General features: G+C 63.2%; 14 protein-coding genes and 2 tRNA genes. 10 read left to right on the top strand and 6 right to left on the bottom strand.

Annotation, left to right across the window (positions count from 1 at the left end):
- The first annotated feature begins 98 nt into the window (after positions 1-98).
- The 3 genes from ahpC to CAF78_RS13000 all read left to right on the top strand — a co-directional run bounded on the left by ahpC (position 99) and on the right by CAF78_RS13000 (position 2,735).
- The gene (gene ahpC, locus CAF78_RS13010; protein WP_004375926.1) at positions 99-662 is read left to right on the top strand and encodes an alkyl hydroperoxide reductase subunit C; all 564 of its coding nucleotides are present in this window, start codon (positions 99-101) and stop codon (positions 660-662) included.
- Positions 663-787: 125 nt separating this feature from the next.
- Entirely contained in the window at positions 788-2,350 is a 1,563-nt protein-coding gene (ahpF, locus tag CAF78_RS13005) for an alkyl hydroperoxide reductase subunit F (RefSeq protein WP_085676092.1), read from the top strand.
- Between the two features lie 196 nt (positions 2,351-2,546).
- Positions 2,547-2,735: a hypothetical protein gene (locus CAF78_RS13000; protein WP_085676091.1), complete on the top strand. Its 189-nt coding sequence runs from the start codon at positions 2,547-2,549 to the stop codon at positions 2,733-2,735.
- Between the two features lie 5 nt (positions 2,736-2,740).
- Here the strand turns inward: CAF78_RS13000 and CAF78_RS12995 are convergent, their stop codons facing one another.
- From CAF78_RS12995 to nhaR, 3 genes are all read right to left on the bottom strand, one after another.
- Positions 2,741-3,388 carry a YceH family protein gene (locus CAF78_RS12995; protein WP_085676090.1) on the bottom strand — a complete coding sequence of 216 codons (648 nt, stop codon included), beginning with the start codon at positions 3,386-3,388 and terminating at the stop codon, positions 2,741-2,743.
- Between the two features lie 138 nt (positions 3,389-3,526).
- On the bottom strand, positions 3,527-4,738 hold the full coding sequence (gene sstT, locus CAF78_RS12990) for a serine/threonine transporter SstT (protein WP_085676089.1): 1,212 nt from the start codon (positions 4,736-4,738) through the stop codon (positions 3,527-3,529).
- 169 nt (positions 4,739-4,907) lie between these two features.
- Complete coding sequence (gene nhaR / locus CAF78_RS12985; protein ID WP_085676088.1) at positions 4,908-5,801, bottom strand: transcriptional activator NhaR; 894 nt, start codon at positions 5,799-5,801, stop codon at positions 4,908-4,910.
- A 132-nt stretch (positions 5,802-5,933) separates the two neighbouring features.
- Here nhaR and CAF78_RS12980 point away from each other — a divergent pair, with 132 nt between their 5' ends.
- A complete protein-coding gene (locus CAF78_RS12980; RefSeq protein ID WP_085676087.1) occupies positions 5,934-6,173 on the top strand; it encodes a hypothetical protein in 240 nt (79 codons plus the stop codon).
- A 28-nt stretch (positions 6,174-6,201) separates the two neighbouring features.
- Positions 6,202-6,954 carry a TerC family protein gene (locus CAF78_RS12975; RefSeq protein ID WP_016391529.1) on the top strand — a complete coding sequence of 251 codons (753 nt, stop codon included), beginning with the start codon at positions 6,202-6,204 and terminating at the stop codon, positions 6,952-6,954.
- A 51-nt stretch (positions 6,955-7,005) separates the two neighbouring features.
- Here the strand turns inward: CAF78_RS12975 and CAF78_RS12970 are convergent, their stop codons facing one another.
- Positions 7,006-7,185, bottom strand: a complete 180-nt coding sequence (locus tag CAF78_RS12970; protein WP_085676086.1) for a hypothetical protein — start codon at positions 7,183-7,185, stop codon at positions 7,006-7,008.
- Positions 7,186-7,397: 212 nt separating this feature from the next.
- On the opposite strand from CAF78_RS12970, the gene CAF78_RS12965 reads away from it, so the two are divergent.
- A complete protein-coding gene (locus CAF78_RS12965) occupies positions 7,398-8,084 on the top strand; it encodes a peptidase C39 family protein (protein WP_085676085.1) in 687 nt (228 codons plus the stop codon).
- A 111-nt stretch (positions 8,085-8,195) separates the two neighbouring features.
- Here CAF78_RS12965 and CAF78_RS12960 read toward each other — a convergent pair whose 3' ends face one another.
- Positions 8,196-9,479, bottom strand: a complete 1,284-nt coding sequence (locus CAF78_RS12960; RefSeq protein WP_085676084.1) for an FAD-binding oxidoreductase — start codon at positions 9,477-9,479, stop codon at positions 8,196-8,198.
- Positions 9,480-9,680: 201 nt separating this feature from the next.
- On the opposite strand from CAF78_RS12960, the gene CAF78_RS12955 reads away from it, so the two are divergent.
- From CAF78_RS12955 to CAF78_RS12940, 4 genes are all read left to right on the top strand, one after another.
- Positions 9,681-9,757 (top strand) — tRNA-Val (locus CAF78_RS12955).
- Between the two features lie 178 nt (positions 9,758-9,935).
- Positions 9,936-10,012 (top strand) — tRNA-Val (locus tag CAF78_RS12950).
- Positions 10,013-10,184: 172 nt separating this feature from the next.
- On the top strand, positions 10,185-10,757 hold the full coding sequence (locus tag CAF78_RS12945) for an SPOR domain-containing protein (RefSeq protein WP_085676083.1): 573 nt from the start codon (positions 10,185-10,187) through the stop codon (positions 10,755-10,757).
- A gap of 62 nt (positions 10,758-10,819) precedes the next feature.
- Positions 10,820-11,245, top strand: a complete 426-nt coding sequence (locus CAF78_RS12940; protein WP_085676082.1) for a GTP pyrophosphokinase — start codon at positions 10,820-10,822, stop codon at positions 11,243-11,245.
- 3 nt (positions 11,246-11,248) lie between these two features.
- Here the strand turns inward: CAF78_RS12940 and CAF78_RS12935 are convergent, their stop codons facing one another.
- Positions 11,249-11,491 (bottom strand): DUF1654 domain-containing protein, encoded by a 243-nt coding sequence (locus CAF78_RS12935; protein WP_054884963.1) that lies wholly within the window; start codon positions 11,489-11,491, stop codon positions 11,249-11,251.
- Positions 11,492-11,668: the final 177 nt, after the last annotated feature.

Raw genomic sequence — 11,668 nt, 5'->3', positions numbered from 1 at the left:
CAATCGCAAGCATGAGCTTTGCCAATGAGCCTTTATCGGGACCAGCGGTTAGGATTCTCTCCATCAACTGATTCCAACCCCATGAAGGAGCGTCTCTCATGCCAATCATCAACAGCCAGGTCAAACCGTTCAACGCCACCGCCTACCACAAAGGCGAGTTCGTTCAGGTCAGCGAAGCCGACCTGAAAGGCAAGTGGTCCGTCGTGTTCTTCTACCCGGCCGACTTCACGTTCGTCTGCCCGACCGAGCTGGGTGACCTCGCCGACAACTACGCCGAGTTCCAGAAGCTGGGCGTGGAAATCTACGGCGTGTCGACCGACACCCACTTCACCCACAAAGCCTGGCACGACACCTCGGACACCATCGGCAAGATCCAGTACCCGCTGATCGGTGACCCGACCCACGTCATCTCGCGCAACTTCGACGTGCTGATCGAAGAAGCCGGCCTGGCCGATCGCGGTACCTTCGTGATCAACCCGGAAGGCCAGATCAAGATCGTCGAACTGAACGACGGTGGTGTTGGCCGTGACGCAGCCGAGCTGCTGCGCAAGGTGAAAGCTGCCCAGTACGTTGCCGCTCACCCAGGTGAAGTCTGCCCGGCCAAGTGGAAAGAAGGCGAAGCCACCCTGGCTCCATCGCTGGACCTGGTTGGCAAGATCTAAGGTCATGCATCAATCGCGGGCGGTGAGCAGCCGCCAAAGCTGAAGTACCCACCGCCCCGTAAAAACGCCCGGGCGACCTCGCCTGGGCGTTTTTGTATCCGAGTTTTGAAAAAGGAATCGCCCGTATGTTGGACGCCACGCTTAAATCGCAACTGAAAACCTACCTGGAGCGGGTCACCCAGCCGATCGAGATCGTTGCTTCCCTCGACGACGGCGCGAAGTCCCGCGAATTGCACGACCTGCTGGTGGAAATTGCCAGCCTGTCGAACCTTATCACCTTCAGCGCGGACGGCAGCGACGCCCGTCGTCCCTCGTTCTCGCTGAACCGCCCGGGTGCCGACATAGGCCTGCGCTTCGCCGGCATCCCCATGGGCCACGAATTCACCTCGCTGGTGCTGGCGCTGCTGCAAGTCGGCGGCCACCCGTCCAAGGCCAGTAGCGAGGTGATCGAACAGATCCAGGCGCTGGAAGGCGAATTCACCTTCGAAACCTACTTCTCGCTGTCGTGCCAGAACTGCCCGGACGTGGTCCAGGCGCTGAACCTGATGGCGGTGCTCAACCCCAACGTGCGCCACGTGGCCATCGACGGTGCGCTGTTCCAGGATGAAGTCGAGGCGCGCAAGATCATGGCCGTGCCGAGCATCTACCTGAACGGCGAACTGTTTGGCCAGGGCCGCATGGGCCTGGAAGAAATCCTCGGCAAGATCGACACCAATGCCGGTGCACGCCAGGCCGAGAAGATCAACGCCAAGGATGCCTTCGACGTGCTGGTGGTCGGCGGTGGCCCCGCCGGTGCCGCTGCGGCCATCTATGCCGCACGTAAAGGCATCCGCACCGGTGTCGCGGCCGAGCGCTTCGGCGGCCAGGTGCTCGACACCCTGGCCATCGAGAACTTCATCTCGGTGCAGGAAACCGAAGGGCCGAAGCTGGCCACGGCGCTGGAAGAGCACGTCAAGCAGTACGACGTCGACATCATGAACCTGCAGCGCGGCGAAGCGCTGATCCCGGCCACCGATGGCGGCCTGCATGAAGTGCGCCTGGCCGGCGGTGCCTCGCTCAAGGCCAAGACCGTGATCCTCGCCACCGGCGCCCGCTGGCGTGAAATGAACGTACCGGGCGAACAGGAATACCGCGCCCGTGGCGTGGCCTACTGCCCGCACTGCGATGGCCCGCTGTTCAAGGGCAAGCGCGTGGCGGTGATTGGCGGTGGCAACTCGGGTGTGGAAGCGGCCATCGACCTGGCCGGTATCGTCGCCCAGGTGACGCTGATCGAGTTCGACAGCCAGCTGCGTGCTGACGCGGTGCTGCAGCGCAAGCTGCACAGCCTGCCGAACGTCAAGGTGATCACCAGCGCGCTGACCACCGAAGTGGTTGGCAATGGCGAGAAAGTGACCGGCTTGCGTTACAAGGATCGCAGCACCGAACAGGTGCATGACCTGGCGCTGGAAGGCATCTTCGTGCAGATCGGCCTGCTGCCGAATACCGATTGGCTCAAGGGCACGGTCGAGTTGTCGCCGCGTGGCGAGATCATCGTCGACGCCAAGGGCCAGACCAGTGTGCCGGGTGTGTTTGCCGCGGGTGACGTGACCACGGTGCCGTACAAGCAGATCGTCATCGCGGTGGGTGAGGGCGCCAAGGCTTCGCTGGCAGCGTTCGATCACCTGATCCGCACTTCCGCGCCGGCGTAAGCCTGCACCGGCCTCTTCGCGGGCAAGTCGGGGCGCCGAACCGCCGCTCCCACAGGGATATCACAGCCTTCGAAGCCTGCGCTGTACCTGTGGGAGCGGCGGTTCGGCGCCCCGACTTGCCCGCGAAGAGGCCGGTGCTCGCAGCGCAAAAACTGGGGGTGTCTATGATTACAAGACACCCTCAGGAACCTGACCCATGACCCTGATCAGCCGCGAACCCTGGTGGCTAGTCCCCCCCAAGCCAGGGCAGAAAGAGCAGGACCTGCACTGGGGCTACCTCGAGATCTACGCCGACGGCCGCACCGTGTTCGTCGACCAGCGCCCCAGTGACCGGGAGCTGGCCGAGCGCAAGAGCTGTCGCAACTTCCCCGACCCTGAACAATAGGCGGCTCAGCCTTCCAGTTCGGCCAGTCGCGCCTCCAGCGCCGCGATCCGCGCTTCCAGGGCTTCGATACGTTCTTCCGACACGCTGCTACCACTGCTGCGAACACCACCTTCCTGCTGGCGCGCCGCCAGAATCGCCTCGATTTCCGCCGGGTCGCCGAGGGCATGGGTATAGCGGTCTTCCCGCTGCCCGGCCTGGCGTGGCAGGTGCAGGGCCAGGTCGCGCGAAATCAGGCGTTCGAGCTGATGCTGGATCTGTTCGGTGTCGTCGAAGTCGTGCAGGCGGTTGCTGCGGGTGAGCAGTTCGTTGAGGGTCTGCGGACCGCGCAGGAACATCAGGCCCATCAGCACCAGCTGCGCCGGTACCAGTTCCAGCGCCTTGTCCACCCGCTGTTCCCAGCGGTCGGCGCGGCTGCCCATCTGCAGGCGGGCCATGCCCTGGCCCTCGAGGGCGCGCAGGGCCTGGCCGACCTGGCCTTGGGTGAGGTTCATGACCGGTTCCCGGCTGGTCTTCTGGTTACAGGCCAGGACCAGGGCGTTGAGGGTCAGCGGGTAGCTTTCCGGGCTGGTGGCCTGCTTCTCGATCAGCGCGCCGAGAATGCGGATCTCGATGCTGCTGAAGCGGCCTTCGCCGGCGGTTTCGTGTTCTGACATGGCCCTGTCTCATTGCTGGGGAAAGGCCACTAGCGTAGGTAAAGCGCCTGGCTTAAGCAATCACCGCTCTCGCGGCCTCTGCAGTACCTGTGGGAGCTGGCTTGCCTGCGATAGGGCCGCAGAGCGGCCCCGGCAATCTCAAATGCTGCGCCGTTCTTCAGCCAGGCAAGCCGCCGCGGTAAACAGCACATCGGTCGACGAATTCAGCGCCGTCTCTGCCGAATCCTGCAGTACGCCAATGATGAAGCCCACCGCCACCACCTGCATGGCAATTTCGCTAGGGATGCCGAACAGGCTGCACGCCAGCGGAATCAGCAGCAGCGACCCGCCCGCCACACCCGAAGCACCACAGGCACAGATCGCCGCCACCACGCTGAGCAGCACCGCTGTCGGCAGGTCGACCGGAATGCCCAAGGTATGCACTGCCGCCAGGGTCAGCACGGTGATGGTAATCGCCGCACCGGCCATGTTGATGGTCGCGCCCAGCGGGATCGACACCGAATAGGTGTCCTCATGCAGCCCCAGGCGTTCGGACAGCGCCAGGTTGACCGGAATGTTGGCCGCCGAACTGCGGGTGAAGAACGCCGTGATGCCGCTTTCGCGCAGGCACAGCAAGGTCAGTGGATAAGGGTTGCGGCGGATCTTCCAGAACACGATCAGCGGGTTCATCACCAGCGCCACGAACAGCATGCAGCCGATCAGCACGCCCAGCAGGTGCAGGTAGCCGAGCAGGGCGCTCAGGCCGGACTGGGCCAGGGTCGAGCTGACCAGGCCGAAGATGCCCAGCGGGGCGAAGCGGATGACCACGCGCACGATCAGGGTCACGCCATTGGACAGGTCCTCGACCACGGTGCGGGTGGTCTCGCCGGCATGGCGCAGGGCCACACCCAGGCCGATGGCCCAGGTCAGCACGCCGATGAAGTTGGCGTTGAGCAGGGCATTGACCGGGTTGTCGACCGCGCTCAGCAGCAGGTTCTGCATCACCTCGCCGATGCCGCCCGGTGCGCTCAGGCTGGCCTCGCCGGTGCTCAGGACCAGTTGCGACGGGAACAGCATGCTGGCGACCACCGCCACCACGGCGGCGGCGAAGGTGCCCAGCAGGTAAAGCCAGAGGATCGGGCGGATGTGGGTTTCCTGGCCGTGGCGGTGGTTGGCGATCGACGCCATGACCAGGATGAACACCAGCACCGGCGCGACGGCCTTGAGGGCGCTGACGAACACTTTGCCAAGGAAGGCCAGGTCACGGGCGATGGCAGGCGCCAGCAGGGCCAGGGCGATGCCGGCGACCAGGCCGATGACGATCTGGGTCACCAGGCTGGTGCGGTTCAAGAGGTGGAAAACAGGCGTCATGTGCAGCGGTTTCTCGACATTTGCATAAAGGGCGCGATTTTACCATAGACCCTTGTTGGGCAGGTCTGGCCTCTTCGCGGGCAAGCCCGCTCCCACAAGATCTTCGCTAAATCAAAGAGTTATGTGTTGTTCTATGAGAGCGGGCTCGCCCGCGAAAAGGCCGCCACCACTACCAGTGAAACAGCTCCCGCCGCGCCCCCTCGGTAATCGCCACGATCCCCGGATGCTTGACCTTGCGCTCCACCGAAATGGCATAGAACGACTCATGCACCGCCTCGGTCTGGCCAATCAGCTCGACGCCATACTGCCGGCACACTTCCTCGGCAATCACGCTGGGCGCAACGAAAACCCCGCTGCCCGACTGCCCGAACGCTTGCATCAGCGCACTGTCGTCGAACTCGCCAACAATCCGCGGCTGTACCTGCTGCTCGCCCAGCCAGCGCAACAGGCGGCTGCGTACCACGGTTTCGGGGCCTGGGATCAGCAGCGGGGCGTCCTGCAGGCAGGCGGGGAAGGGGCCGGCATGCTGCCTGGCCAAGGCCGGGGTGGCGAAGAAGCTCAGGCCACATTCGCCCAGCTTCTGGCTATAACCCTTGATGTCCAGGTGGCTGGGCATCGGGCTGTCGGAAATCACCAGGTCCAGGCGCTGGATCGCCAGGTCTGCCAGCAGCCGTTCGAGTTTGTCTTCGCGGCAGTTGATGCGCAGCACCTCGTCCAGCTCCATGGTCGGTGCCAGCAGGCGGTAGACGATCGACTTCGGCACCACGTCGGCCACCCCCACGCGAAACAGGATCTGCTCCTGCGGGCCGGCCCTGAGCATGGCCTCCAGCTCGCTGCCGATCTGGAACATCTGCTCGGCGTACACCAGCGTCTGACGGCCGGTCTCGGTCAGCTCCAGTTGCCGGCCGACGCGCTGGAACAGCTCCAGCCCGTAGGTCTGTTCGAACAGGCTGATCTGCCCGCTGATGGTCTGCGGTGTCAGGTTCAGCTGTTCGCTGGCGCGGGCGATGCTGCCGGTTTTGGCCACGGCCCAGAAGTAGTGGAGCTGGCGGTAGTTGAGCACGCACGCGGGTCCCGATTCGTAAAAACCGAAGTATACACACTGGAAATACGAATTTTCCTGAACTATTGGCGTCTTTAGAATGCGACCCCATCAGGCGCTTTGCGCCGCCGGGATTTTTCAAGCGAGGACACCATGCTGCAACTCAAATCCATTGGCACTCCGCTGGTGCTGGCCCTGGCGCTGTTCACCCTGGCCGGTTGCGACCAGGCCGAGAAGTCCGCCCAGCAGATGCTCGACCAGGCTGCCAAGTCGGCCAAGCAGGCCATCGACGACACCAACAAGGCCGCCCAGCAGGCGTTGAGCGATGCCATCGGTCACGAGGGCCAAAAGCCCAAGGACGCCGACAAGAAAGCACACACCCAGGAAATCTGACCCCAACCACCGCTTCAGGATCTGAACAATGGAATACTTGCTGGAACTCGCCGCTAGCCCTACCGCCTGGGTCGCCCTGGCCACACTGGTGGCCATGGAAGTGGTACTGGGCATCGACAACCTGATCTTCATCTCGATCCTGACCAACAAACTGCCCGTGGAGTACCGCTCCAAGGCTCGCCGTATCGGTATCAGCATGGCCCTGGTCATGCGCCTGGCCCTGCTCAGCACCGTGGCCTGGATCGTGCAGTTGACCGATCCGGTGTTCGAGGTGTTCGGCAACGCCTTCTCGTGGAAGGACGTGATCCTGATTGCCGGCGGCCTGTTCCTGCTGTGGAAGGCCACCAAGGAGATCCACGAGAACGTCGACCCGCACGGCGCCAAGGAAGAAGCCAAGGTCTCTTCCACGGTCACCCTGGGCTTTGCGGCGGCGATCTTCCAGATCCTGCTGCTGGACATCGTGTTCTCGGTCGACAGCATCATCACCGCCGTGGGCATGACCGAGCACCTGCCGATCATGATCATTGCCGTGATCACCGCAGTCATCGTCATGATGGTGGCCGCCGACCCGCTGGCCAACTTCATCAACGACAACCCGACCGTGGTGATGCTGGCCCTGGGCTTCCTGATCATGATCGGCATGACGCTGATCGCCGAAGGTTTCGGCGCCCATGTGCCGAAGGGTTATGTGTATGCGGCGATGGCCTTCTCGACGGTGATCGAGATCCTCAACATCCTGGCTCGCCGGGCGCGGCTCAAGCGGGAAGCCGCTGAAGGCTGATGAAAAACAACGGGGCGCCTGGCGCCCCGTTCGCATTCAGGTGAAGTCGCCTCAGTGTACCCCGGCATGCCGCCGCGCCCTGCGCACGGGCTGCGCCTTGGCCGGGGCCGTTGGTGGCAGGTGGTGATGGGGGGAATGACGCCGCACGATACGCAGAACGCCCCACAGCATGGCGGCCGCGACGCTCAGCCACATACCCACCAGCATGAGGATTGCCATTGTCAGGCTCATGTGTGCCTCCTTCTCTTGGGCCAACCTGCGGTGAGCCCTCCAGACACTGCTTTAGTCTAGCTGCCCGGCCGTGACGTTCCATTGACCTAAGGTCGATTGCTTAAGCCGATTGGTTCCGTTCTCTTGTCGGACTATACCCGCGCAGCGCGGCGCCCTATGATCGCAGCCAGAGCCGGGCGCTGCCCGCCTGGCATCGGAACAAGCGAGTGTCCATGGAGCAACATTCCTGCAAGCGCTGGGCGAGCGTCCCACGTCAGCTGTTGGCCGCCTGCCTGGTGGCTGCGACTCTGGGCGGCTGCGCCGGCGCCCCCCCTGCAAGCCTCAAGGGCATGCCCCAGCGGGTCGAGATCAGCAGCGTGCCGTTCTACCGCGGCAATGCCAACCACAGCGGCGCGATGGCCCTGGCCGCACTGCTCTCGCAGCAAGGTGCGCCGATCACCCCGGGGCTGCTCGACAAACCGCTGAATCTGCCGAAGGGCGCCGATGCGCTTGAAACCAGCATCCCGCGCGTGGCCCGCGAGTACGGCATGGTCGTGTATCCGCTGGACAAGCAACTGGATGCCTTGCTGACCCAGGTGGCCGCTGGCAACCCGGTGCTGCTGCGTTACGAGGAAGGTTCGGCGTGGTGGAGCGAGCCGCGTTATGCGGTGCTGATCGGCTATGACAGCTTCAAGAAGCGCGTGCTGCTGCGTTCAGGGATGCATCGGCGCCAGTTGATGGCGTTCGACGACTTTGCCTCGGCGTGGGCGAAGGAGGGGAGTTGGGCGGTGCTGGTGCAGCCCCCGCGCCAGCTGCCGGCCCAGGTGGACCGCCAGCGCTGGCTGCAGGCTGCCGACGAACTGGCCCGGGCGGGCCAGGAGGTAGCGGCAAAACAGGCTGTGCGAAGCCTGAATAAGTAGTTTTACCTGCGCCGGCCCTTTCGCGGGCAAGCCCGCTCCCACACGATTTGTGCCGTGGCACAGTACCTTGTGGGAGCGGGCTTGCCCGCGAAGAGGCCGGGCCTGCTTAGATCAGAAGCCCAGACGATCGCGCAGGCTGTAGTACCAGGCACCCAGGGCGCTGAACGGTACACGCAGCATCTGGCCACCCGGGAACGGGTAGTGCGGCAGGCCGGCGAACGCGTCGAAACGCTCGGCCTGGCCACGCAGGGCCTCGGCCAGCACCTTGCCCGCCAGGTGGGTGTAGGTCACGCCGTGGCCCGAACAACCCTGCGAGTAGTAGATGTTGTCGCCGATACGGCCGACCTGTGGCAGGCGCGACAGGGTCAGCAGGAAGTTGCCGGTCCAGGCGTAGTCGATCTTGACGTTCTTCAGCTGCGGGAAGGCCTTGAGCATCTTCGGGCGAATGATCGCTTCGATGTTGGCCGGGTCGCGCGCACCGTACACCACGCCACCGCCGAAGATCAGGCGCTTGTCGCTGGTCAGGCGGTAGTAGTCGAGCAGGTAGTTGCAGTCTTCCACGCAGTAGTCCTGCGGCAGCAGGGTGCGGGCCAGTTCTTCGCCCAGCGGCTCGGTGGTGATCACCTGGGTGCCGCACGGCATCGACTTGGCAGCCAGCTCCGGTACCAGGTTGCCCAGGTAGGCGTTGCCGGCAACGATGATGAACTTGGCGCGGATCTTACCTTGCGGGGTGTGTACCACCGGGTTGGCACCACGCTCGATGCGGATGGCCGGGGTCTGCTCATAAATGATGCCGCCCAGCGATTCGACCGCGGCCGCTTCGCCCAGCGCCAGGTTCAGCGGGTGGATGTGGCCGCCGCTCATGTCCAGCATGCCGCCGACGTAGCTGTCGCAGGCGACCACTTCACGAATGCGCTTCTGGTCCATCAGCTCCAGCTGGGTGTGGCCGAAGCGTTCCCACAGGCGCTTTTGCGATTCCAGGTGGCCCATCTGCTTGGCGGTCAGCGCAGCGAACACGCCGCCGTCCTTCAGGTCGCACTGGATGTTGTACTTGGCCACGCGCTCACGGATGATGCGGCCGCCTTCGAAGGCCATCTTGCCCAGCAGCTGTGCTTCCTTGGGGCCGACGGTGCGTTCGATGACGTCGATGTCGCGGCTGTAGCTGTTGACGATCTGGCCACCGTTGCGGCCCGATGCGCCGAAGCCGACCTTGGCCGCTTCGACGATGCTCACCTTGAAGCCGTTTTCCAGCAGGAACAGCGCGCTGGACAGGCCGGTGTAGCCGGCGCCGATGATACAGATATCGGTTTCCACCTCACCCTGCAGCGCCGGACGTGGCGGCACCGGGTTGGCCGAGGCGGCGTAGTAGGACTGGGGGTAGGGGGTGTTAGCCATGCTGCAGGAACCTCGTGTTTTATATTTTTAACGAATGTACCGATGCTATCAATAATAATAAACACCCGCTAGTCGTCCGTTGAAAATCCTTTACTGACCTGCAGCCGGCCCTTCTCTATAAACAGTTTAAGATTCAGTGAGTTAGCGCGAAAAAAACTGTTGACAGGGTTTTTGGATTGCGTAGAATGCGCACCACACGACAGGCACATAGCTCAGTTGGTTAGAGCACCACCTTGACATGGTGGGGGTCGTTGGTTCGAGTCCAATTGTGCCTACCAAACAAAGTCCCGGTCTCCGGGCAGCGAAAAGGGCGATCCGCAAGGGTCGCCCTTTTTGCATTATGGGCGCATCCGGGGTTGCCGTTGCTGGCGCCCGTAGGTTTCTGAAAATTTTAGATTTTTTTAAAAAAACGCTTTACAGGTACGCATTTGATCACTAATATGCGCACCACACGACAGGCACATAGCTCAGTTGGTTAGAGCACCACCTTGACATGGTGGGGGTCGTTGGTTCGAGTCCAATTGTGCCTACCAAACAAAGTCCCGGTATCCGGGCATCAGAAAGGGCGATCCGCAAGGGTCGCCCTTTTTGCATTCCATGCCCCTCTCGAAAAAGCCCCCTCGAAGCAGCGTGTAACCTTTGGTCGCGGGCGGTGCCCCAGGCGGCCGTGGTAGAATCCGCCCCTTCGAATCTGGAGGTACACGCGTGCGCAAACTGGCAGTGGTATTGGCAGTGCTGGCCCTGGCGGGCTGTGAGAACGAGGTCGAAGGTGTGCACAAGCAGGTTGCCGAGCACCTGCACAACCCCAAGACCGCCAAGTTCGGCAACGTGCGGATCGACACCAAGGGCACCATCTGCGGCCAGGTGCGCGGCAAGGACGATGCCGGCCAGTACGAGGCTTACCGCAGCTACGTGGCGGTCAAGGGGGCCGACGGCCAATACGAGATCATCGTCGATGACGGCGGCAGCAACCTGCGTATCCGCGAATACTGTGGCGGCGCCGACCTGCAGCGTCGCGCCGAGGCGCTGGCCGACCAGCCGGCCCCTGAAGGTTGGGATGTCGAAGTGATCCAGGGCGCCAACATGGGGGCGCTGACCGACATGACCGCACGCCTGATCGAGAAGGGCATTCCGTCCTCGGTCGAATACCGCGACGGCAAACCGGTGGTGCTGATGGGCCCGTTCCCGAGCAAGGCTGAAGCCGATGCGCGCAAGGCCGAGGTGATGGCCAAGCTGGGTACCGATTCGATCGTCATCCAGCACGGTGCGCAGCGTTAACTGTAATCTGTAGTCTTCCCCGGCTATGCTTGGCCTGAGACAAGCCAAACGGGGAGGGCCTCATGTCTACACTGGAGCGGGCCATTGCCGTGGCCGCCAGGGCGCATGAAGGGCAATATGACAAGGGTGGGGCGGCTTATATCCTCCACCCGTTGCGGGTGATGATGCGGGTCAGTACACCAGAGCAGCGGATTGTCGCCGTGCTGCATGACGTGATCGAAGACACGTCGCTGACCCTTTCCGATCTGGCCCGAGAGGGCTTCCCCCTGAAGATTCTCGCCGCCTTGCTGGCTCTGAGCCGGAACAAGGGCGAAAGCTATCACGACTTCGTCGTGCGCCTGGGCAGTGACCCGCTGGCGCGTACCGTCAAGCTGGCCGACCTGGCCGACAACAGCGACCTCTCGCGTATCCCCGTTCCTGGCCCTGCCGACCTGGCGCGGCTGGCCCGTTACCGTGAGGCCAGTGCCTACCTGCAGGCGCTGGCCTGAGTTTCAGTCTTCCTTCGGCACGGTCCAGAAGATCTGCACGCCGCCGTCGTCGCGGTGGGCGAGGGTGACGTTGTCGTTCTCGGCGATTTCTTCGAGCAGGGTTTCCCAGTCATCGGGCGACTCGTGTTCCAGGCGAAAGATCAGCGCGGCGCGGCTGCGCTGGGCGAGGGGGTTGTTGATGATCTTCTGGATGCGCAGGCCCAGTTGTTGGTAGCTGCTTGCGGTTGCTTCGGCGGTGTTGGCCACGGAGGCGATTCCTTGTTGTGCTGTATGTGCGTACAGTATTTCAAGGCAACGTATTTCGCAACTGCATCGGTGCTGGATTTTTCGCGCCGGTTCGGCGCCCCGACAAGCCCGCTCTTACAGGTACTGCGCAAGATTTGCAATTGGCGCGATCCCTGTGGGAGCGGGCTTGCCCGCGAA

Origin of the sequence: Pseudomonas sp. R28(2017) (assembly GCF_002112505.1) — a bacterium.
Classification (GTDB): Bacteria; Pseudomonadota; Gammaproteobacteria; order Pseudomonadales; family Pseudomonadaceae; genus Aquipseudomonas.
Note: the sequence above shows the minus strand (reverse complement) of the source record. Positions and strands in the feature narration are given on the sequence as shown.

What these genes read in the sequence shown, in the direction of transcription:
- CAF78_RS12960 (WP_085676084.1), bottom strand. Translation starts at nt 9,479, where the DNA reads ATGGCTAACACCCCCTACCCCCAGTCCTACTACGCCGCCTCGGCCAAC.
- CAF78_RS12965 (WP_085676085.1), top strand. Translation starts at nt 7,398, where the DNA reads ATGGAGCAACATTCCTGCAAGCGCTGGGCGAGCGTCCCACGTCAGCTG.
- sstT (WP_085676089.1), bottom strand. Translation starts at nt 4,738, where the DNA reads ATGACGCCTGTTTTCCACCTCTTGAACCGCACCAGCCTGGTGACCCAG.
- CAF78_RS12995 (WP_085676090.1), bottom strand. Translation starts at nt 3,388, where the DNA reads ATGTCAGAACACGAAACCGCCGGCGAAGGCCGCTTCAGCAGCATCGAG.
- ahpF (WP_085676092.1), top strand. Translation starts at nt 788, where the DNA reads ATGTTGGACGCCACGCTTAAATCGCAACTGAAAACCTACCTGGAGCGG.
- CAF78_RS12970 (WP_085676086.1), bottom strand. Translation starts at nt 7,185, where the DNA reads ATGAGCCTGACAATGGCAATCCTCATGCTGGTGGGTATGTGGCTGAGC.
- CAF78_RS13000 (WP_085676091.1), top strand. Translation starts at nt 2,547, where the DNA reads ATGACCCTGATCAGCCGCGAACCCTGGTGGCTAGTCCCCCCCAAGCCA.
- ahpC (WP_004375926.1), top strand. Translation starts at nt 99, where the DNA reads ATGCCAATCATCAACAGCCAGGTCAAACCGTTCAACGCCACCGCCTAC.
- CAF78_RS12940 (WP_085676082.1), top strand. Translation starts at nt 10,820, where the DNA reads ATGTCTACACTGGAGCGGGCCATTGCCGTGGCCGCCAGGGCGCATGAA.
- CAF78_RS12975 (WP_016391529.1), top strand. Translation starts at nt 6,202, where the DNA reads ATGGAATACTTGCTGGAACTCGCCGCTAGCCCTACCGCCTGGGTCGCC.
- CAF78_RS12980 (WP_085676087.1), top strand. Translation starts at nt 5,934, where the DNA reads ATGCTGCAACTCAAATCCATTGGCACTCCGCTGGTGCTGGCCCTGGCG.